Consider the following 20,751-nt stretch of genomic DNA (forward strand, 5'->3'; position numbering starts at 1 on the left):
TCCGGTGTGCCTTGGTAGCATGCGTTCACATGCAAGCCCTAAAGTACCTCACCGCCGGCCCGCTGTCCATCGCCTGCGCCGAATCCGGCCCGGCCAACGGCCCACCCGTGTTCCTGATGCACGGCTTTCCTTACGACATCCACGCCTATGAAGCAGTGGCGCCACGGCTGGCCGCCGCCGGCTGCCGCGTCCTCGTGCCCTATCTGCGCGGCTTCGGTCCCACGCGCTTTTTGTCCGAGGCCACCCCGCGTTCGGGCGAGCAAGCGGCCCTGGGCGCGGACCTGCTGGCCCTGATGGATGCGCTGAACATCGATCGCGCGGTGCTGGCCGGCTACGACTGGGGCGGGCGCGCGGCCTGCGTGGTGGCCGCGCTCTGGCCGCAGCGCTGCGCGGGCCTGGTCTCGCTCAACAGCTACAACATCCAGGACATCGCGCGCGCGATGGAGCCCGACACGCCCGCCAACGAGCACAGCCTCTGGTACCAGTACTACTTTCACTCCGAGCGGGGCCGCGCGGGCCTGGTGCGGGACCGGCGCAGCCTGGTCAAGCTGCTGTGGCGCCTGTGGTCACCGACCTGGGCCTTTGACGACGCGACCTTTGAACGCTCGGCACCCGCCTTTGACAACCCTGATTTTGTCGACGTGGTGATCCAGTCCTACCGCCACCGCTTTGGCCTGGTGCCAGGCGACCCGGCGCTGGCCGGCATCGAGGCGCGGCTCGCAGCGCAGCCCGTGATCAGCGTGCCCAGCATCACCTTTGACGGGGCCGATGACGGTGTGCGGCCGCCAGCCGATGCGAGCGCGCACGCCCACCGGTTCAGCGGGCCGCGCAGCCACCGCATCGTGCCGGGCGCGGGCCACAACCTGCCGCAGGAAGCGCCCCAGGTGTTTGCCGAGGCCGTGCTCGAACTCGTCAAATTTCCATAGAAAAAGCCGCCAGTCCACGCCCCGTGGCCACTGGCAGCTATCAAAATCAGAGCAGGCTGGGGCTATTTGCAGCTGAAGCTGCTGGCCGACTCCAGGCTGCCGGTGCCGTTGTAGCGCGCCACCTGCGGGTAGGGGCACAGCGGCCGGGTGCGCGTGGCGGACCAGCTGGCCGGAACGTCGCCGTTGACGCCGCCGGCATTGCCCGCGCCGCGGGCCGATGCGGTCAGCGCGCCGGGCGCGTCACCCTTTTCAACCCAGCTGACCAGCGCCGAGAGCGCGTCGAACTGGTCGGTGGCCGGGCCGCCCGAGCAGTGGCCCATGCCGGGGATGCGGTAGAAGCGCGCAAAGTCCGACGCGTCGCCGTTGTTGGCGGCCTGCAGGCCCTGGTACCAGGCCTCGGAGTCGTTGACCGAGAAGATCGGGTCGCTCACGCCGTGGTAGACGATGATCTTGCCGCCACGGTTCTTCAGCGCGCTCATGTTGGACGGGGTGGGCGGCGTCATCAGGCTCATGCCCGATTCAACATAGGTGGCGTTGGTCGCGTTGATCTGCGCCACGAGGTCGTCGATGTTCGCGCCCAGCGTGAAGGCCGGGCCATTGAAGCCCGCGGCGGCCACCGGCGGCACCTTGAAGATCATGCCCACCGCGCCCGAGTCCAGCGCCAGCGGCGCGGTGAACTCCCAGAACGGGATGCCCGAGCCCGACACGCCCGCGTCGTACGGGAAGCTCGCATACACCAGCGCGCCGGCGCTGGTCCTGGGGCCGCTGTAGATCTTGCCGATGGCGGTTTTCTGCGCATCGCTCAGGCAGGTGCCGTCGCGCGCGCCGGTGCACGAGGGCACGTCGCGCTGCAGGTCAAACGCGCCGCGGCAGGCCGCCACGTCCTGCACCAGGCCGTCGGTGGCGCCGTCCAGCGCATCGCACTTGGCCAGCACGGCGTTGGCCACCAGGGTGCGCTCGGCGGTGGTGAAGCCGGTGGACAGGTCGGCCGGGTTGGTGGCCACGCTGGCATAGAGCTGGCCGCCGGCAATGCTGGCAATGGCCGCCTTGGGCAGGTTGTAGCCCGGGGCACCGGCCAGCACGCCGTCGTAGTCGGCGGCGTAGCGGGTGGCGGCGATCATGGCGTGACGCCCGCCGTTGGAGCAGCCGCCAAAGTAGGAGCGGTCCGGCCCCTTGGCATAGGCGGTCTTGATCAGGTTCTTGGCCATGGGCGTGAGCTTGGCCACCGCCTGGTAGCCGTAGTCGAGCCGGGCCTGGGGTTCGATGCCAAAGGTGGGGCCCAGCGCGCCGGCGTGGCCGGCATCCGAGCTCAGCACGGCAAAGCCCTGCTTGAGCGCGCCGGTCAGCGGACCGCCACCCAACTCGCCCCGGGCGGCAACCACGCTGCCATCAATGCCCCCATTGCCCTGGTGGAAGAAGCGCCCGTTCCAGACCACGGGCAACCGCATTTCAAAGCCGATGGCGTAGGCGTTGCCATCCACCGCGCTGGTGCGGCTGAACATGTTGCCGGTAACCAGGCAGTGCTCAGGGACGGGCTCGCCACCCAACGTGAGGGTGCCGGCCGCCACCAGGGTGGATGCCGTGATGGTGGTGTTGGCCAGCCCCGTGAGCTTGCCGGGCAGGTCGGCGCAGGTGAAGGCCAGGGCGGCGGGGGTGGCGGGCGCCAGCTGCGGCAGGGCGCTGGCACTGCCGCTGCTGCCGCCTCCGCAGGCGGCCAGGGCGGCGGCGGCAACGGCCGGCACGGCCCACAGCAGGTATCCGGGAACTCGGGTCATGGGTGTCTCCTTGTTGTGCAAGGACCGCAGTATTGTTCATTTAGTGAAGCTTATGGACTGAAAATTCTCCGTGTTTTCCCTTAACAAGAAGCATGTTTAGTTCAGTTACTTATCTATAAATTCCCCGGAACCGACTTGGCACAATAGCCCCCATGCCCGCCAAACGCCCTCTTCCCCGCACCGACGTGACCCCCGCAGGCAAACTCAGCGAGGCCTGCCTGCACCATGTGCTGGGTTACCAGCTGGCGCAGGCCACCATCGTCACCCACCAGGTGTTTCTGGAGCACGCGGGCGAGCCCTTTGGCCTTCGGCCCGTGGAATACACGGTGCTGACCCTGATTGACGAGAACCCCGGGGGCTCGCTGGTGCGGCTGGCGCGCGCGCTGGCCGTCACGGCGCCCAACATCACGGCCGTGGTGGACCGGCTGGAAGCCCGGGGCTGGGTGCAACGCACCCAGAGCGAGAACGACCGCCGCTCGCAGGTGCTGCACACCACGCCGCGCGGCGCCGAGCTGGCCCGCAAGGCGACGGGGCAGATCCTCGCGTCCGAAAAACAGGCCCTGTCGCACCTGAGCCTGGGCGAACAGACCATCCTGATCGAGCTGCTGCACAAGGTGGCCTGCGCGCGGCAGTCCGCTTCAGCCTGAGCGCCCCATGCCCGACGCAGGGCCGCCTGCTGCGTGGCGAAGCACCGGGCAACCCCGGGGAATGGCTCGCTACAGCGCCAGCATCCACGCGGCCATCTCGTCGGCCACCTGCCGCACCAGCGCAGGCTGGCCGGCCAGGTAGTGGTTGCCGCCCACCACATCCACATTCCGGATGCGGCCCGGCGCCGCGCGCAGCCAGGCGTCGCGGGTGCTGGGGAAGGTGCTCTGGTCCGCCGTGTGGGTGCACAGCAGCACCGGCACCTGGGTGCGCGCGAGGTTGGACGGCCCGTCGGCCCGGCTTTGCGACGACCACTGCGAGAGAAACGCCGTGAGCGAGGTGATGCGGCCCATCTGGCTGGCCGCGTAGTTCACGGCGCGCGCGCCGGCCGCGCCCTGGCCCCAGACGCTGCCCACCGCGCGGTCATTGGCGTCCAGGCCCAGGTCCAGGCAGCGCGGGTCGGCATGGGTGCGGTGGATGATGAAGGTCTGGTCGCGCGGGCTGCCCGGCGCGGTCTGCGAGCGAAGCAGCGCCAGCCGCCGCGCCACCCAGTCCTCGATGCGCCGCAGCCGGGCCTGCTGGGCCGCCTTGAAGCGTTGCAGAAAATCAGCCGTGAACGGCTGGTTGGCCGGGTCGTACATGTCCAGCGCCGGGTCCACGCCGAGCGGGTCCTGTTCGTCGGTGACCGACGGGTCGATCCAGTGACGCATCAGCGTGGAACGGCCCTCGTGCGCGGCGCACAGGGCCAGGCCGTCCACGGGCGGCAGGTCCTGCGGAGCCAGGCCGGCCGGGTCGCCATCGAGCAGGTGGGTGATGGTCAGCTGCTCGGCCTGCGCCTGGTACAGCGCCGCGAGCGAGGCCCCACCCGAGTTGCCGATCAACACCACCTTGTCATAGCCCTGGGCGCGCAGGAACTTGACGCCCGCGCCCAGGTCCTGGATCACGCGCTCCATGAGCAGCAGCGTGTCGTTGCCCGCGTAGCGCGAATTCAGCCCCATGCAGGCCACGCCGCGCGCGGCCAGCGGCTCGATGAGGTAGTGGCCCATGAAGTTGCTGGTGGGGTGCATGACGATGGCCGCCACCTTCTGCGCACCTGCCGCCGCGCGCCAGGCGCCGTAGATGCGCGGGCGCAGCAGTTGCAGGCCCGACTGGCTTTCCAGCGCGGCGCCGGGTTGAACATCGAGGACGGCGAGCTGGAGTTCGGGCAGGGAGACAGGCATTTGGTGCGATTATCGGGGGCATGACTGAAGCGATTTCCTCCCCCGCGGCGACCCCGCGCACCGTGGTCCACACCGTGACCGTCGAATTTGGCGACTGCGACCCGGCACGCATCGTGTGGTTCCCCAACTTCTTCCGCTGGATCGACGCCGCCTCGCGCCATTTCTTCGTGAGCTGCGGCGTGCCCCCCTGGCACGAGACCGAGGCCACGCTGGGCGTCATCGGCACACCGCTGGTCGACACCCACGCGCGCTTTGTGCAGACCGCGAGCTATGGCGACGTGTTGCAGATCCACGTGCACATCGCCGAGTGGCGCAGCAAGAGCTTTGTGCAGCGCTACCGCATCGAGCGCGCGCGCGCCGGCGGCCCGGCCGACCTCATCATGGAGTGCGACGAGGTCCGCATCTTCGCCGCGCGGCGCGAGGGCGAGGCCACGGCGATCCGGGCGGTGCCCATTCCGCCCACCCTGCGCGAGATGTGCCAATAGGCGTCCTGGAAAAGGCCGGCATGAGACACTTATGGGTTTCCGTCCGGCGGGGTCCCCGGGGCCGCGCCGGGAACTTTTTTTCCTTTTCACGCCCAGAAAGCCATGATGTCTAGAAAAGCAGTTGCTGCATTCCTGTTTCTCGGATTGACCGCGCTCGGCGCGCAAGCCCAGACCACGGTCAAGGAACTCCTCGACAAGGGGGGCAAGAAGCTCAACGCCGAGCAGCTCACCAAGCTGGCCTCCGGGGCCACGCTCACCGGCGTGTCCTACCAGCCCAACAACAAGTCGTTCACCTTTGCGTTCGACCTGGCACCCAATGGCCAGCTCACCGGCAACGCCTGGACGCCGGAGTGGATGTCGCCGGTCAAGGCCACCTGGACGGTCAGCAAGGGCGGGCTGTTCTGCACCCACCTGCCCAAGGCCCCGGCAGGCGACCGGGGCAACTGCGCCAACTTCTACCAGCTGGGTGACGACCTGTACGCTGCCAACATCGCAGCAGACCAGGAAGAAGCCGCGCCCGACGCCGCCCTGAACCGGCGCAAGTTCGAGCGCGTGGGGGCTGCCACACCCGCGCCCACCGCTGCACCCGCGCCCGCGCCCGCCGCCTCACAGAACAAGTAAGGCGCGAAAGTCGTTCACGTTGGTGTGGGTCGGTCCGGTCACGACCAGCCCGCCCAGCGGCTCGAAATAGCCATAGGCATCGTTGCGGTCCATGAAGGCATCGACCTTCATGCCTTGTGCCTGGGCGCGCTGCAGCGTGTCGGGCGCCACAAAGGCGCCGGCGTTGTCTTCCACGCCGTCAATGCCGTCGGTGTCGGCGGCCAGCGCCCACACCCCCGCCTGCCCTTGCAGCGCCTGGGCCAGACCCAGGCAGAACTCACCGGCCCGGCCACCGCGGCCGCGCGGTGTGCCTTCGGGCTGCTTGCGGATGGTCACCGTGGTTTCCCCCCCGCTCAGGATCACGCAGGGCTTGCGGAACGCGCCGTTGCCGCGCGCGGCGGCGCGGGCCAGCGCCGCATGCACCTTGCCCACCTCGCGGGACTCGCCCTCGATCTCGTCGCTGAGGATGTAGGCCGTCAGCCCCGCCGCACGCGCGGCTTCGGCGGCGGCCTCCAGCGACTGCTGGGGCGTGGCGATCATGTGCACCTCGTGGCCGGCAAAGGCCGCGTCGCCGGGCTTGGGCGTTTCAAGCGCCCCGCCTCGCAGCGCGGCGGCCACCGGCGCCGGCAGCTCGATGCCGTAGCGCTGGAGGATGGCCAGCGCGTCGGCGCAGGTGGTGGCGTCGGGCACGGTGGGGCCGCTGGCAATGATGGACGGGTCGTCGCCCGGCACGTCGCTGATGGTGAGCGTGACCACGCGGGCCGGCGCGCAGGCCGCGGCCAGCCGGCCGCCCTTGATGCGCGAGAGGTGCTTGCGCACGCAGTTCATCTCGCTGATGTTGGCGCCGCTGTTCAGCAGCTCCTTGTTGATGCGCTGCTTGTCGGCCAGCGTCAGGCCCTCGGCCGGCAGCGTCAGCAGGGCCGAGCCGCCACCCGAGATCAGGCACAACACAAGGTCGTTGGCGGTCAGGCCCTGGGTGAGCGCGAGGATGCGTTCGGCCGCTTCCAGCCCCGCCGCATCGGGCACGGGGTGCGAGGCCTCGACGATCTCGATGCGCTGCTTCAGGCCCTGGGGCCGCGGTGGAATGTGGTGGTAGCGCGTGACCACCAGGCCGCTGAGCGGCGCGTCGGCGGGCCACAGGGCCTCCACCGCCTGAGCCATGGAACCGCCCGCCTTGCCGGCGCCCAGCACCACGGTGCGGCCACCGCTCTCGCGGCTGGGCGGCGGTGGCAGGCAGGCGCCCGTGGTGTGCAGCGGCAGCGCGCGGCGCACCGCGGCCTGGTACAGGTGTTCAAGGAATTCGCGCGGCGACTGGGCCGGGTTGGGGGCAGGGGTGTCGGTCATCAGGTGTCTCCGCCGAGCATTGTGACGCCGTAACCTGGTGGTAACCCCGCAGCTTGGTCAAAACACCCCGAACGCGAATGAAAACGGCCTGGAGTCCAGGCGGGACGGCCACCACGCGCTATCAAAACAGGAGCTATGCGAGGTAGAGACTGGCCAGCCGCTCACGCTCCGGCGCGCCCAGCCCCAGCCCTTCGGCCAGGTAAGGGGTCAGCCCGCCGTAGTCCTGCTGCACGGCGTCGAACGCGGCTTCCAGGAACGCCGGTTGCACCTGCCACAGCAGCTGTGCCACCTCGGGCGACAGGCCATGGCCCGCCCCTGCGGGCGGCCTGAGCCGTTCGTTGGTGAGCAGGTAGTCGCGCATCACGTCGTCATGCGGCACGCCCAGCGCGAGCAGGATCAATGCCGCCGCAAAGCCGGTGCGGTCCTTGCCGGCGGTGCAGTGGAACACCAGCGGTTCGTCCGTCGCGAGCAGGTGGGCGAACAATTCGGCGAAGCGGTGCGAGCTGTCGCGCACAAAGCCGCGGTAGGTGTCCTGCATGCAGGCCACGGCGTCGGCCGCCGTGATGGATTGCCCGGCCGCCAGCAGCGCGCTCAGCGCCTGCACCACCGTGGGCTCGATGGCCAGCGAATGCACGGGCACGCCGGGCAGCGCGCAAGGCGCGGCCTGGCGCTCGGTGGCGCCGCGAAAGTCCAGCACGCGGCCAATGCCCAGCGGCTGCAGGGCGGCCACGTCGTCCGCAGCCAACGCACCCAGGTGATCGGAGCGGAACAGCCGGCCGCGCCGCAGGGGCCGGCCCCCGGCGCCCAGGTACAGGCCCAGGTCGCGGAAGTTGCTGGGGTTGCGCAGGCCGGGCACCATCAGCGCTCCCCCATGAGCTTGACCAGCGCGCCCGTGGGCGTGGCGCGGGCCAGGTAGCCAAAGCTGCCCTGCTCCTGGACCTCGCGCGCGGCGTCCAGCAGGCCCGCCATCGCAGCGCGGTACAGCGAGGTGGCCAGGCTGATGCGGCGCACGCCCGCGGCCTGCAGTTCGGCCACGCTGAACGACTTGCCCGGGATCGCCACCATGAAGTTGACGGGCTTGCCCAGCGCGCTGCAGACGGTGCGCACGGCTTCCAGGCTGGGCAGGGCCGGGGCAAACAGCACATCGGCGCCGGCCTTCTCGAACGCCTGCAGCCGCGCAATGGTGTCGTCGAGATCCGCCTGGCCGTGCAGGAAGTTTTCAGCGCGGGCCGTGAGCTGGAAAGGGAAAGGCAGGGCCCGCGCAGCCTGCACGGCGGCGGCCACGCGCTCGGTGGCTTCGCTCAGGCTGTACAGCGGCTGGTCCGGGTTGCCGGTGGCGTCTTCGATCGAGCCGCCGGCCAGGCCCGCCTCGCCCGCGAGGCGAATGGTTTCGGCCGCGGCTTCGGGCGTGTGGCCAAAGCCGTTCTCCAGATCGGCCGAGACCGGCAGGTCGGTGGCGTCCACGATGGCGCGCGCATGGGCCAGTGCCTCGGCCCGCGTGATCTGCCCGTCACGCCGGCCCAGCGCCATGGCCGCCGCGCCGCTGGACGTGGCCAGCGCCTCAAAGCCCAGCCCCGCCAGCAGCCGGGCCGAACCGGCGTCCCAGGCGTTGGGGATGATGAAGGCGTTGCCGGATTGGTGCAGGGCCTGCAGGCGCTGGGCTTTGGATTGGGGGGTGGCGGTCATGGGCGCGTTCCTTGGGGGAACGTCACTTTAGCGCGCCCGCCCTCACTGAACCTTGGCCCCGTCCTGAAACCACTGCCCGATCAGGGCCCGCTCTTCGTCAGTGATGCCCGTGGCGTTGTTCATGGGCATGACCTTGGTGACCACGGCCTGCTGGTAGACCGCCTGGGCATGCAGCTTGAGGGCCTCGGGCGAGTCCAGCCGCACGTTCTTCATCTGCACCTGCTCGCCGTGGCACATGTAGCAGCGCTGGGCCAGCACTTTTTTCACCGATTCATAGTCAGAATGGCCTGGAGTCCTTGCCGGGCGGCCACTGTCAGCTACAGAATTGGTAGCAGACGCGCTGGCGGCGCGCGGCGCCACGGGCGCGGGCTGCAGCCACACGATCACGCCCACGATCACCGCCAGGCCCACCAGCGCGTAGGGCAGCGGGTGCTTGTTGCGCCCCAGCTTCCAGCCGTGGCGCATCACAAAGAACTGGCGGATGGCCGCGCCGGCAAACATCATGAGGATCAGCACCAGCCAGTTCTGCGGATGGCTGTAGGTGAAGCTGTAGTGGTTGCTGAGCATGGCAAACAGCACCGGCAGCGTGAAGTAGGTGTTGTGCACGCTGCGCTGCTTGCCGCGCTGGCCATGGACCGGGTCCACCGGCTGGCCGGCCTTGATCGCGGCAATGACCTTCTTCTGCCCCGGAATGATCCAGAAGAACACATTGGCGCTCATGCTGGTGGCGATCATCGCGCCCATCAGCAAAAAGGCCGCGCGCCCGGCAAACCAGTGGCAGGCCAGCCAGGCCGCCACGCACACCAGCACCAGCACCAGCGCGCCCACGATGGCGTCGCCATTTTTCTTCTGGCCGAAGAACTGGCAGATGGCGTCGTACAGCATCCAGAACACCACCAGAAAGGCCACCGCCACGCTGATGGCCGCGCCGGGCGACCAGTTCATGAGCGACTTGTCGATCAGGTAGGTGCTGGCGTTCCAGAGGTAGGACACCGTGAACAGCGCAAAGCCACTGATCCAGGTGCTGTAGCTCTCCCAGAAGAACCAGTGCAGGTGCTCGGGCAGCCTGGGCGGCGACACATTGAACTTGACCGGGTGGTAGAACCCGCCGCCGTGCACGGCCCAGAGCTCGCCGCTGACGCCCTGCTTCTTCAGGTCGTCATCCACCGGCGGCGTGAGGCTGCTGTCCAGAAAGACGAAGTAGAACGACGAGCCGACCCAGGCGATGGCGGTGATGACGTGGACCCAGCGCAGCAGCAGGTTGGCCCAGTCGAGGAGGTAGCTTTCCATGTCTCAACCTTGAAACCTGCTCACCACTGCGGGCGCTCTGAGCAGAAATTGGGCCGCGAACAAGGGAACGATGATGTTGCCCGGCTCCGCTGCGACCTGTCTACCGGAGTGTATACACTTTGATGGGGTCATGCCAGCCTTGAGGTTCAGGGTTTTCCCGTGACGGGGGTCTGCAGGGCCAGCAACAACTGTGCCGCCACGCTGACCGCGATCACCTCGGGCTGCTTGCCCGTGATGCCGGGCAGGCCAATGGGGCTGGTCACCCAGGCCAGTTCAGCCTCTGAAAAGCCCCGGGCCTCGAGCCGGTGGCGGAAGGTGGCCCACTTGGTCTTGCTGCCGATCAGGCCGATGTAGGGCAGGTCACCCGCCGTGCGCTGGCGCTGCAGGCAGGCCGCCACCACGTCCAGGTCTTCGGCGTGGCTGAAGCTCATGATGAGCACGCGCGAGCCCGGGGCCAGGTCGGCCACCGCAGCCTGCACCGGGTCGGAGTGCTCGCAGCGCACGTTCAGCGGGACGTTGGCGGGGAAGATCTCGTCGCGGCTGTCCACCCAGGCCACGGCCAGCGGCAGGGTGCCCAGCAGGTGCACCAGCGCCTGGCCCACATGGCCACCGCCAAACAGCGCCACCGGTGCCAGGTCGGCGAGCAGCCGCGCCTGCAGCGCTGGCACGTCGGCCGGTGTGACCCACTCAAAGCGCAAATGCACCACACCGCCGCAGCACTGGCCCAGGCTGGGGCCCAACGGGTAGCGCCGCAGACCGGCAGCGGCGCCAGGTTGCATCTGCCGCGCTTCATCGATGGCCTGGAATTCCAGATGGCCGCCGCCAATGGTGTTGATCACCTCGCCGGCCGTGACGGCCATCCACGCCCCCACCTCGCGCGGGCCCGACCCCTGCACGGCCTGCACCGTGACCAGCACCACGGGCCCGGCCTGCAGGGCCTGCAACAGCTGGTGGAGGTGACGATGGCTCACGGCAGCGGGGCTCAGGAGCCGCGGTAGGTGCTGTAGGTCCAGGGCGTGCAGACCAGGGGCACGTGGTAGTGCTGGTCGGCATGGGCCACGCCAAAGTCAATGCTCACGCGGTCCAGAAACGGCGGCTCGGGCAACGCCACGCCGCGCCCGCGGAAATACGCGGCCACCTCGAACACCAGGCGGTAGGTGCCGGTCTTGAGGCTGGCGTTGTCGTACAGCGGGCCATCGGGGTTGCGGCCATCGGCATTCAGCACGAACTGCTTGACCAGCGTGGCGCGGTCGCCCTCGGTGGTGTACAGCGCGACCGCCATGCCGGCGGCCGGGCAGCCGTGGGCGGTGTCCAGGACATGTGTGCTCAATCCCATCTTGGTTCCTTGGTCTGCAATTGGTTTGTGGGTGACTTGCAGCTCGGGTTATTCCGCGCGGCAAAGGCGTGTGCGCCCGGGCTGGGATGCTTCACTGGCGCGGTCACCGCGTTGCGGTGACTGCCCTGCGTTGCTCGGGCTGGCGGCCCGTCGTGGAACTCGCTACGCGCGCCTTGCGCGCTGCGCTCAAACAACCACGACGAGTCAGATGACGAAGCGCGCTGCGCGCGCGGCCGCCCGCCCTGCGCTACTCGGCGCGCCAGAGGCGCACCCCAGCCCGGGCGCACACGCCTTTGCTGAGAAAGGGTTGGCACGCCCACAGGTGGCACGCCACTTCCCCGCTTCGCGGCAGGGGCTGGGCGGCGGAGGCGATCTCTGGGGCGGCGAGAAGCGCAGGCGCAGGGTCGGCGGGCGCAGCCCGCTTCGTCATCTGACTCACCGCAGCTGTTTGAGCGGAGTGCGCAAAGCGCACGCAGCGAGTTCTGCGGTGCGACCCTGGGCCGAGCATCGCAGCGAAGTGGGCGCACAGCGCCCACCGCCCCAGTGTGAGCCGCCGCCACCCAGCCCCTGCCGCGAAGCGCGAGCGCAAACGCAAAGCACTCCCGGCAAGAACCCGAGCCAGAAAAAGGAGGACAAGAGAGAACAGCCATATCAGTCGACAGAAGTGTATACACTTTTTGGATTTCAGGCTATCATGCCGCGCATGGAATCCTCCACCACGAGTTTCATTGTCGAGTCACTGACCCGCGCCATCGTTGACCACCGCCTGCAGCCGGGCACCAAGCTGGCCGAGCAGAAGCTGGCCGACCACTTTGGCGTCTCGCGCACGCTGGTGCGCCAGGCCCTGTTCCAGCTCGCGCAGAACCGGCTGATCCGGCTCGAGCCGGCGCGCGGCGCCTTTGTGGCCGCGCCCTCGGCCGCCGAGGCGCGCCAGGTGTTTGCGGTGCGCCGCATGCTGGAGGCGGAAATGACGCGCGCCTTTGTGCGCGAGGTCACGCCCGCCAAGATCCGCGCGCTCAAGGAGCATGTGGCCCAGGAAAAGGCCGCGGTGGAAAAGGACGACGTGCCCGGGCGCACCGAGCTGCTGGGCGACTTCCACGTGCGCATGGCCGAGCTCATGGGCAACGAGGTCTTGGCCCAGATGCTGGGCGAGCTGATCTCGCGCTGCGCGCTGATCACGCTGATGTACCAGACCGCCAGCGCCGCCGAGCACTCCAACGACGAGCACGCCGAGATCGTCAAGGCCCTGGCCGCGCGCGACGAGGAGCGCGCCGTGCGCCTGATGGACGAACACCTTCAGCATGTGGAAGCCGCGCTCACATTCGACCGCCAGGTCCCCACCAACGACATCTCGATGGCGCTCGCCTGACATGAAAGCCCACCCCCGAAGCGCCTGCGACGCCTCCCCCTCAAGGGGGCGTCACCAGCGGCCCGGCAAAGCCGGTTTCGCGGTGGCCCCCACAGGAAAACGCCATGCCCTCTTCTCCTGACGCTGTGTACGACTCGACCCTGCCCTACCCCCGTGACCTCGTGGGCTATGGCCGCAACCCGCCCCAGGCGCAGTGGCCCGGCCAGGCCCGCATTGCCGTGCAGTTCGTGCTCAACTACGAAGAAGGCGGCGAGAACGCCGTGCTGCATGGCGACGCCGGCTCGGAACAGTTCCTGTCGGAGATGTTCAACCCCGCGAGCTACCCCGACCGCCACCTGAGCATGGAGGGCATCTACGAATACGGCTCGCGTGCCGGCGTCTGGCGCATCCTGCGCGAGTTTGAAAAGCGCGGCCTGCCGCTCACGGTGTTTGGCGTGGGCATGGCGCTGCAGCGCCACCCCGAGCTCACCCGTGCCTTCGTTGAGCTCGGCCACGAAATCGCCTGCCACGGCTGGCGCTGGGTCCATTACCAGACCACCGACGAAGCCACCGAGCGCGAGCACATGCGCCTGGGCATGCAGGCCATCGAACAGCTCACCGGCCAGCGGGCGCTGGGCTGGTACACCGGCCGCGACAGCCCGCGCACCCGCCGGCTGGTCGCGGACTACGGCGGCTTTGAGTACGACAGCGACTACTACGGTGACGACCTGCCCTTCTGGATGAAGGTGAAAAAGACCGACGGCGCCGTGGTGCCGCACCTGGTCGTGCCCTACACGCTGGACACCAACGACATGCGCTTCTCGCTGCCCCAGGGGTTCGCGCAGGCCGAAGACTTTTTCATCTACCTGCGCGACAGCTTTGACGTGCTCTACGCCGAAGGCACCGACACACCCAGGATGCTGAGCATCGGCATGCACTGCCGCCTGCTCGGCCGGCCGGGCCGCATGGCGGCGCTGCAGCGCTTTCTGGACCACATCGCAAAGCACGACCGCGTCTGGGTGTGCCGCCGCATCGACATTGCGCGCCACTGGAAGCAGGTCCACCCCTTTCAGGAAACGGCATGACCCTCACGCTCACAACCTTCAACACGGCCACGGCCGATGACGCCCTGCAGGCGCTGGACGGCCTGTATGAACACTCGCCCTGGATTGCGGAAGCCGCGCTCGCCCACCGCCCCTTCCGGTCGCTGGCGCAGCTCAAGCATGTCATGGCGCGCATCGTGGCCGATGCCGGCCCCGAGCGCCAACTGGCGCTGATCCGCGTCCACCCCGAGCTGGCCGGCAAGGCCATGGTGGCCAGGACCCTGACCGCCGAGTCCACCCATGAACAGGGCAAGGCCGGCCTGACCGACTGCACGCCCGACGAGTTTGCGCGCATCCAGCAGCTCAATGCCGACTACAACGCCAAGTTCGGCTTCCCGTTCATCCTGGCCGTGCGCGGGCCCCGGGGCACGGGCCTGTCGCGCCAGGCCATCATTGACACCTTTGCGCGGCGCCTGGCCAACCACCCGGACTTCGAGCAGGCCGAGGCGCTGCGCAACATCCACCGCATTGCCGAGATCCGGCTCAACGACAAGTTTGGCGTGACACCGGCGCTGGGCCAGCAGGTCTGGGACTGGCAGGAGCAACTGGCGCGGCACAGCGACCCGGGCTTTGCCGAAAAGGGCCAGCTCACCGTGACCTACCTGACCGACGCGCACCGCGCCTGCGCGGCGCAGATCGCAGCCAACATGCGCGACTGCGGCTTTGACGAGGTGGGCATCGATGCCGTGGGCAATGTGGTGGGCCGCTACAAGGCCGCGCGGGCGGGCGCCAGGACCCTCATGACCGGCAGCCACTACGACACCGTGCGCAACGGCGGCAAATACGACGGGCGGCTGGGCATCTTCACGCCCATGGCCTGCGTCAAGGCGCTGGCGCAGCAGGGCCGGCGCCTGCCGTTTGACTTTGAGGTGATCGGCTTTGCCGAGGAAGAAGGCCAGCGCTACAAGGCCACCTTTCTGGGCTCGGGCGCGCTCATCGGCCAGTTCAACCCGGCCTGGCTGGACCAGAAGGATGCTGACGGCATCACCATGCGCGCGGCCATGCAGCACGCGGGCCTGCCCGCCACCCTGGATGCCATTGCCGCCGTCCAGCGCAAGCCGGCCGACTACATCGGCTTTGTGGAGGTGCACATCGAGCAGGGGCCGGTGCTCAACGAAATGGACCTGCCGCTGGGCATCGTGACCTCGATCAACGGCGGAGTGCGCTACCTGTGCGAGGTGGTGGGCATGGCCAGCCACGCCGGCACCACGCCCATGGACCGGCGGCGTGACGCGGCCGCGGCCGTGGCCGAGCTGTCGCTCTTCATTGAAAAGCGCGCCGCCGCCGACGGCGACTCGGTGGGCACCATCGGCATCTGGAACGTGCCGGGCGGCTCCACCAATGTGGTGCCCGGCCGCTGTCAGTTCACGCTGGACCTGCGCGCCCCCACCGACGCGCAGCGCGACGCCCTCACGGCCGACGTGCTGGCCGAGCTGGCGGCCCTCTGCGAACGGCGCGGCGTGAGCCACAGTGTGGAAGAAACCATGCGCGCCGCCGCGGCGCCCAGCGCGCCCGCATGGCAAAAGCGCTGGGAGCGCGCGGTCGAGGCCGTGGGCGTGCCGCTGTTCCGCATGCCCAGCGGCGCGGGCCACGACGCCATGAAGCTGCACGAGGTGATGCCCCAGGCCATGCTCTTTGTGCGCGGCCAGAACGCCGGCATCAGCCACAACCCGCTGGAGAGCACCACCTGCGACGACATGCAGCTCGCGGTGGAATCCTTCCAGCATTTGCTTGACCACCTGGCCACGGAACCGAACTGACCCCTCCATGAACCACGACGAACAACTCGACGCCTGGGTCGACGCCCACTTTGACGAAGAGGTGCGCTTCCTGCAGGAACTGGTGCGCGTGCCCACCGACACGCCGCCGGGCAACAACGCGCCCCATGCCGAACGCACGGCCGAACTGCTCATGCCCTTTGGCTTTGAAGCCGAGAAGCACCCGGTTCCCGAAGCCGACGTCAAGGCCTATGGCCTCGCGTCCATCACCAACCTGATCGTGCGCCGCCGCTATGGCGACGGCCCGACCATCGCGCTCAATGCCCATGGCGATGTGGTGCCGCCCGGCGAGGGCTGGACCCACGACCCCTACGGCGCCGAGATCGTGGACGGCAAGATGTATGGCCGCGCCACCGCGGTGAGCAAGTGCGACTTTGCAACCTTCACCTTCGCGGTGCGCGCGCTGGAGTCGCTGCGGCTGCCCCTGAAGGGCGGCGTGGAACTGCACTTCACCTACGACGAGGAGTTCGGCGGCGAGATGGGTCCGGGCTGGCTGCTCAGGAACGGGCTGACCCGGCCCGACCTGATGATTGCCGCGGGCTTCAGCTACGAGGTGGTCACCGCCCACAACGGCTGCCTGCAGATGGAAGTCACCGTGCACGGCAAGATGGCCCATGCGGCCGTGCCCGACACCGGCGTGGACGCGCTGCAGGGCGCGGTGCAGATCCTCAACGCGCTGTATGCGCAGAACGCGCTGTACAGGAAGGTGAGCTCGAAGGTCGAGGGCATCAACCACCCGTACCTCAACGTGGGCCGCATCGAGGGCGGCACCAACACCAACGTGGTGCCGGGCACGGTCAGCTTCAAGCTCGACCGCCGCATGATCCCTGAAGAGAACCCGGCCGAGGCGGAGGCCACCATTCGCCAGGTCATTGCCGAGGCCACCACGCGCTGCCCCGGCATCAGCGTGGACATCCGGCGCCTGCTGCTGGCCAACGCCATGAAGCCGCTGCCCGGCAACCAGCCGCTGGTGGCGGCCATCCAGAAGCATGGCCAGCAGGTGTTTGGCGAACCCATTCCCGCGATGGGCACCCCGCTGTACACCGATGTGCGGCTGTACGCCGAGGCCGGCATTCCGGGTGTGATCTACGGTGCCGGCCCCCGCACGGTGCTGGAAAGCCACGCCAAGCGCGCCGACGAGCGGCTGGACCTGCAGGACCTGCGCCGTGCCACCAAGGTCATTGCACGGACGCTGGCACAGCTGCTGACGTGATGCGCCACCAGTCGGGCAGCAGCGCGCGGTAACGCCGCTCCAGGTAGCGCTCGTCCAGCAGCAGCACAGTGCCGGTGTCGGTCTCGGTGCGGATCACGCGGCCCGCCGCCTGCACCACCTTCTGCATGCCGGGGAACACATAGGTGTATTCATGGCCGCGGCCAAAGCGGGCCTGCATGCGCTCGCTGATGGTGCGGTTGACCTCGTCAAACTGGGGCAACCCCAGCGTGGCAATGAAGGCGCCCACCAGGCGCCGGCCCGGCAGATCAACGCCCTCGCCAAACACCCCACCCAGCACGGCAAAGCCAATGCCCTGGCCCTGGGCTTCAAAGCGCTCCAGCCAGCGCGCTCGGCTGGCCTCGTCCATCTGCCGCGCCTGCGACCACACGGGCAGTTCGGGCCAGCGCGCCTGCAGTGCGCGCTGCGCCATCTCCATGTAGTCAAAGCTGCTGAAGAACGCGATGTAGTTGCCGGGTTCACGCTTGTAGTGCACGCCCACGGCCTGCACCAGCGCGTCCAGCGAACCGGCCCGGTCGTCACGCCGTGTCGACACCGGGACCACGCGCACGCTCAGTTGCTCGGGCCGGAACGGCGACGGAATGTCCAGCCGCTGCGTGCTGTCCGGCAGGCCCAGCAGGTCCATGTAGTAGTCGCTCGGGTTGAGCGTGGCCGAGAACAGGATCATGGCGTCGGCCGCCTTGAGGCGCTGCGCCAGAAAGGGCGCCGGCACGATGTTGCGCAGGGTCAGCGTGCCGGGGCAGTCCGCACCATCATCCAGGCCTTGCGCGCCTGGCAGTTGCAGTTGCGCCAGGGCCGCCGGCACGGCCTGGCCGGCTGGCGGCTGCAGGCTGCTCAGCTCGCACAGTGAATGCTCGCCCGCGTCCGCCGCCAGCGCCGCAAAGGACAGCGTGCGGAAGTAAAACGGCAGCAACGCGCCATGCGTTTCGGTCGGGTGGTCATTGAGGTACTCACCGATGGTGCTGTTGAGTTTCTGCAGCGCCCGCGTCCAGTGGTCGGGCAGTTCGTCCAGCACCTGCCATGTTTTGCCCGGCTCGGCGCGCTGCCGGGCATCGAGCAAAAGCTGCCACTGGTTGATCCACTCGTCCAGCCGGGCACGGATCAGCGCCGGCACCTGCGGGCGCACCGCCACCGCCTCGGCCTGGCTGAGTTCCGCGCTGTACATGGCGCAGGCGCGGCTGTAGAGGTTGTGCGCTTCGTCCACCAGCACACTGACGCGCCAGCCCGACTCCACCGTCAGCGCATAGAGCATGGCCGAGCGGTCAAAGTAGTAGTTGTAGTCGCCCACCACCACATCGCTCCAGCGCACCATGTCGTGGCCCAGGTAATAAGGGCAGACCTGATGGTCCAGTGCCACGCGCCGCAGCGCCGACTGGTCCAGCCAGCGGGCCTGCGCGGCGGCCTCGCGCGCGGCGGGCAGGCGATCGTAAAAACCCCGGGCCAGCGGGCAGGACTGGCCGTGGCAGGCCTTGTCCTTGTGCTCGCAGGCCTTGTCCCTGGCCACCAGCTCCAGCACGCGCAGGGGGAAGCGGCTGCCCGTGGCCATCACGCGGCCCAGGGATTCGAGCGCGACCTGCCGGCCCGGGGTCTTGGCCGTGAGGAAGAACAGCTTGTCGGTGCCACGCACCGGCATGGCCCGCAGGGCCGGGAACAGCGTGCCCAGCGTCTTGCCAATGCCCGTGGGCGCCTGCACCAGCAAGGGCCGGGACTGAACGCAGGCGCGGTAGACACCGGCCGCCATATCGCGCTGGCCGGGCCGGAAGGGCTTTTGCGGGAATTCCAGCGCCTGCAACGCGGCGTCGCGCCCGGCGCGGTGCTGCAGGTCCTTCTGCGCCCAGACCAGATAGCGGCTGCAGATGGATTCGAAGAACTGCTGCAGTTCAGGCGCGTCGAGTTCCTCGCTGAGCGGGTGCTCGGTCTGGGTGACCACGTCAAAGTACACCAAGGTCAGGGTGATGGACGACAGGCCGCGCGCCTGGCACATCAGCCAGCCATAGACCTTGAGCTGGGCCCAGTGCAGGGCCCGGTGGTTCCAGGCAATGGCGTCCACCCGGCCGCGAAAGGTCTTGACCTCCTCGAGTTCATTGCGCAGCGCGTCGTAGCCATCGGCGCGGCCCCGCACATGCAGCCACTGGTAGTCGCCCGACAGGCTCACTTCCGTCTCATAGGCAGGCCCGCGCCGCTGGGCCACCAGGGCATGCCCCTCCTGGCCCTGCAGCGCCGTGGGGGCCGGCGTGAACCGCAGGTCCAGATCCCCCTGGCGGGCCACCAGCTCGCACAGCGCGCGCACGGCCACGGTGCAGGCGGGGGCAGGAAGATCGTCAACCGGGTTCATGGCGCGCCATGGTACGCCCGCCGCACGGCCATTACCTGTACACCGGTCAAAACTGAGCCACCCGCGCGGGCACCGCGGGATCAGGGTCGCGGTCTATTCACCCGGGCCGCCGATGTGTATACAGTTTGGTAAACATCAACGTCCACAAAACTGGAGTGTCCATGATTTCTTCTGTCCACCCTGTCGACGAGCGGCTGCCCGCGGGCCGGCTCACGGCCCTGGGCCTGCAACATGTGCTGGTGATGTACGCCGGCGCCGTGGCGGTGCCGCTGATCGTGGGGCGCGCGCTCAAGCTCAGCCCCGAGCAGGTGGCCATGCTGATCTCGGCCGACCTGTTCTGCTGTGGCCTGGTCACGCTGATCCAGTCGCTGGGTGCCACGCAGTGGTTCGGCATCAAGCTGCCGGTGATGATGGGCGTGACCTTTGCCTCGGTCGCCCCCATGGTGGCCATGGCCAACAGCCACCCGGGCGTGGAGGGCGCAGGGCTGATTTTCGGCGCCATCATCGGCGCGGGCATCATCTCGATCCTCATCGCGCCGCTGGTCAGCCGCATGCTGCGCTTCTTTCCCCCCGTGGTCACGGGCACCATCATTGCCGTGATCGGGATCAGCCTGATGCGCATCGGCATCAACTGGATTTTTGGCAACCCCTTCGGCTCCACGGCCCCCAGCGTGGTCAGCCCCGAGCATGCGCAGTGGCTGGCCAGCGTGGACAGCCTGGCCGCCAGTGGCGCCGTGCCCGCGGTGCCCAAGGGCCTGGCCCTGGTGGGCACGGTGCCCAACCCCCGCTACGCCCCCCTGGCGCACGTGGGCATCGCGGCCGTGGTGCTGGCGTCCATCCTGCTCATCGCCAAGTACGCCAGGGGCTTCCTTGCCAACATCTCGGTGCTGCTGGGCATCGTCATGGGTGGCGTGATCGCGGCCGCGGCCGGGCTCATGAGCTTCGACAAGGTGGCCAGGGCCGGCTGGTTCGATGTGGTGCTGCCGTTCGAGATCGCCACGCCGGTGTTCGACCCCATCCTGATCCTGACCATGACCCTCGTGATGATCGTGGTGATGATCGAGTCCACCGGCATGTTCCTCGCGCTGGGCGAGATGACCGGGCGCAAGGTGGCGCAGCCCGACCTCGCGCGCGGCCTGCGCACCGACGGCCTGGGCACGCTGATTGGTGGCATCTTCAACACCTTCCCGTACACCAGCTTCTCGCAGAACGTGGGCCTGGTGGGGGTCACGGGCGTCAAGAGCCGCTTTGTCTGCGTGGCGGGCGGCGTGATCCTCATGGTGCTGGGCCTGCTGCCCAAGATGGCCGCCCTGGTGGAGTCGCTGCCCACCTTTGTGCTGGGCGGCGCCGGCATCGTGATGTTTGGCATGGTGGCGGCCACGGGCATCCGCATCCTGGCCAATGTGGACTTCAAGTCCAACCGCAACAACCTGTTCATCGTGGCCATTTCGATTGGCGTGGGCATGGTTCCGCTGGTGGCGCCCAACTTCAAGCAATGGCTGCCGCACGGCCTGCATCCGCTGATCGAGTCGGGCATCCTGCTCGCGTCGCTCAGCGCCGTGCTGCTCAACCTGTATTTCAACGGCGCGCATGGCGACAGCGCCGCCGCTGTCGCCGCCGCCCGGGAGGCGGACGCCCACTGATGTGGC

The 20,751-nt window shown here is 68.7% G+C and carries 18 protein-coding genes; 9 read left to right on the forward strand and 9 right to left on the reverse strand.

What is annotated here, in order from left to right:
* Positions 1-29 precede the first annotated feature (29 nt).
* Positions 30-926 carry an alpha/beta hydrolase gene (locus KF796_18730; GenBank protein ID MBX3588671.1) on the forward strand — a complete coding sequence of 299 codons (897 nt, stop codon included), beginning with the start codon at positions 30-32 and terminating at the stop codon, positions 924-926.
* Between the two features lie 62 nt (positions 927-988).
* Here KF796_18730 and KF796_18735 read toward each other — a convergent pair whose 3' ends face one another.
* Entirely contained in the window at positions 989-2,701 is a 1,713-nt protein-coding gene (locus KF796_18735) for a tannase/feruloyl esterase family alpha/beta hydrolase (protein ID MBX3588672.1), read from the reverse strand.
* Positions 2,702-2,853: 152 nt separating this feature from the next.
* Here KF796_18735 and KF796_18740 point away from each other — a divergent pair, with 152 nt between their 5' ends.
* Positions 2,854-3,348, forward strand: a complete 495-nt coding sequence (locus KF796_18740; GenBank protein ID MBX3588673.1) for a MarR family transcriptional regulator — start codon at positions 2,854-2,856, stop codon at positions 3,346-3,348.
* Between the two features lie 69 nt (positions 3,349-3,417).
* Here KF796_18740 and KF796_18745 read toward each other — a convergent pair whose 3' ends face one another.
* The gene (locus KF796_18745) at positions 3,418-4,554 is read right to left on the reverse strand and encodes an alpha/beta hydrolase (protein ID MBX3588674.1); all 1,137 of its coding nucleotides are present in this window, start codon (positions 4,552-4,554) and stop codon (positions 3,418-3,420) included.
* A 32-nt stretch (positions 4,555-4,586) separates the two neighbouring features.
* Between KF796_18745 and KF796_18750 the strand changes: the two genes are divergently transcribed.
* Together KF796_18750 and KF796_18755 are read left to right on the forward strand one after the other, a co-directional pair.
* Positions 4,587-5,051, forward strand: coding sequence for an acyl-CoA thioesterase (locus tag KF796_18750; GenBank protein ID MBX3588675.1), 465 nt, complete (start codon positions 4,587-4,589; stop codon positions 5,049-5,051).
* 102 nt (positions 5,052-5,153) lie between these two features.
* On the forward strand, positions 5,154-5,672 hold the full coding sequence (locus tag KF796_18755; protein ID MBX3588676.1) for a hypothetical protein: 519 nt from the start codon (positions 5,154-5,156) through the stop codon (positions 5,670-5,672).
* Here the strand turns inward: KF796_18755 and KF796_18760 are convergent.
* The 6 genes from KF796_18760 to uraH form a co-directional block, all read right to left on the reverse strand.
* Complete coding sequence (locus KF796_18760) at positions 5,658-6,995, reverse strand: glycerate kinase (protein ID MBX3588677.1); 1,338 nt, start codon at positions 6,993-6,995, stop codon at positions 5,658-5,660. The genes KF796_18755 and KF796_18760 overlap by 15 nt on opposite strands.
* A gap of 133 nt (positions 6,996-7,128) precedes the next feature.
* A complete protein-coding gene (locus KF796_18765; protein ID MBX3588678.1) occupies positions 7,129-7,854 on the reverse strand; it encodes a tyrosine-protein phosphatase in 726 nt (241 codons plus the stop codon).
* Complete coding sequence (locus tag KF796_18770) at positions 7,854-8,681, reverse strand: isocitrate lyase/phosphoenolpyruvate mutase family protein (GenBank protein ID MBX3588679.1); 828 nt, start codon at positions 8,679-8,681, stop codon at positions 7,854-7,856. The genes KF796_18765 and KF796_18770 overlap by 1 nt, the downstream gene beginning before the upstream one ends.
* A 42-nt stretch (positions 8,682-8,723) precedes the next feature.
* Positions 8,724-9,971, reverse strand: coding sequence for a urate hydroxylase PuuD (locus KF796_18775; protein ID MBX3588680.1), 1,248 nt, complete (start codon positions 9,969-9,971; stop codon positions 8,724-8,726).
* 146 nt (positions 9,972-10,117) lie between these two features.
* Positions 10,118-10,918 (reverse strand): xanthine dehydrogenase accessory protein XdhC, encoded by an 801-nt coding sequence (gene xdhC, locus KF796_18780; protein MBX3588681.1) that lies wholly within the window; start codon positions 10,916-10,918, stop codon positions 10,118-10,120.
* A gap of 35 nt (positions 10,919-10,953) precedes the next feature.
* Positions 10,954-11,307 (reverse strand): hydroxyisourate hydrolase, encoded by a 354-nt coding sequence (gene uraH, locus KF796_18785; protein MBX3588682.1) that lies wholly within the window; start codon positions 11,305-11,307, stop codon positions 10,954-10,956.
* A 694-nt stretch (positions 11,308-12,001) separates the two neighbouring features.
* Between uraH and KF796_18790 the strand changes: the two genes are divergently transcribed.
* The 4 genes from KF796_18790 (at position 12,002) to KF796_18805 (ending at position 16,749) form a co-directional block, all read left to right on the forward strand.
* A complete protein-coding gene (locus tag KF796_18790; GenBank protein MBX3588683.1) occupies positions 12,002-12,676 on the forward strand; it encodes a GntR family transcriptional regulator in 675 nt (224 codons plus the stop codon).
* Positions 12,677-12,780: 104 nt separating this feature from the next.
* Complete coding sequence (gene puuE / locus KF796_18795; protein MBX3588684.1) at positions 12,781-13,740, forward strand: allantoinase PuuE; 960 nt, start codon at positions 12,781-12,783, stop codon at positions 13,738-13,740.
* On the forward strand, positions 13,737-15,518 hold the full coding sequence (gene uraD, locus KF796_18800) for a 2-oxo-4-hydroxy-4-carboxy-5-ureidoimidazoline decarboxylase (GenBank protein ID MBX3588685.1): 1,782 nt from the start codon (positions 13,737-13,739) through the stop codon (positions 15,516-15,518). The genes puuE and uraD overlap by 4 nt, the downstream gene beginning before the upstream one ends.
* 7 nt (positions 15,519-15,525) lie before the next feature.
* On the forward strand, positions 15,526-16,749 hold the full coding sequence (locus KF796_18805; protein MBX3588686.1) for an ArgE/DapE family deacylase: 1,224 nt from the start codon (positions 15,526-15,528) through the stop codon (positions 16,747-16,749).
* On the opposite strand, the gene KF796_18810 is transcribed toward KF796_18805, so the two are convergent.
* On the reverse strand, positions 16,715-19,102 hold the full coding sequence (locus tag KF796_18810) for an ATP-dependent DNA helicase (GenBank protein ID MBX3588687.1): 2,388 nt from the start codon (positions 19,100-19,102) through the stop codon (positions 16,715-16,717). The two genes, KF796_18805 and KF796_18810, sit on opposite strands and share 35 nt — an antisense overlap.
* Before the next feature lie 161 nt (positions 19,103-19,263).
* On the opposite strand from KF796_18810, the gene KF796_18815 reads away from it, so the two are divergent.
* Positions 19,264-20,745, forward strand: coding sequence for a purine permease (locus tag KF796_18815; protein MBX3588688.1), 1,482 nt, complete (start codon positions 19,264-19,266; stop codon positions 20,743-20,745).
* Positions 20,746-20,751 lie beyond the last annotated feature (6 nt).

It is taken from the genome of Ramlibacter sp. (genome assembly GCA_019635435.1).
Taxonomy (GTDB): Bacteria; Pseudomonadota; Gammaproteobacteria; order Burkholderiales; family Burkholderiaceae_C; genus JAHBZM01.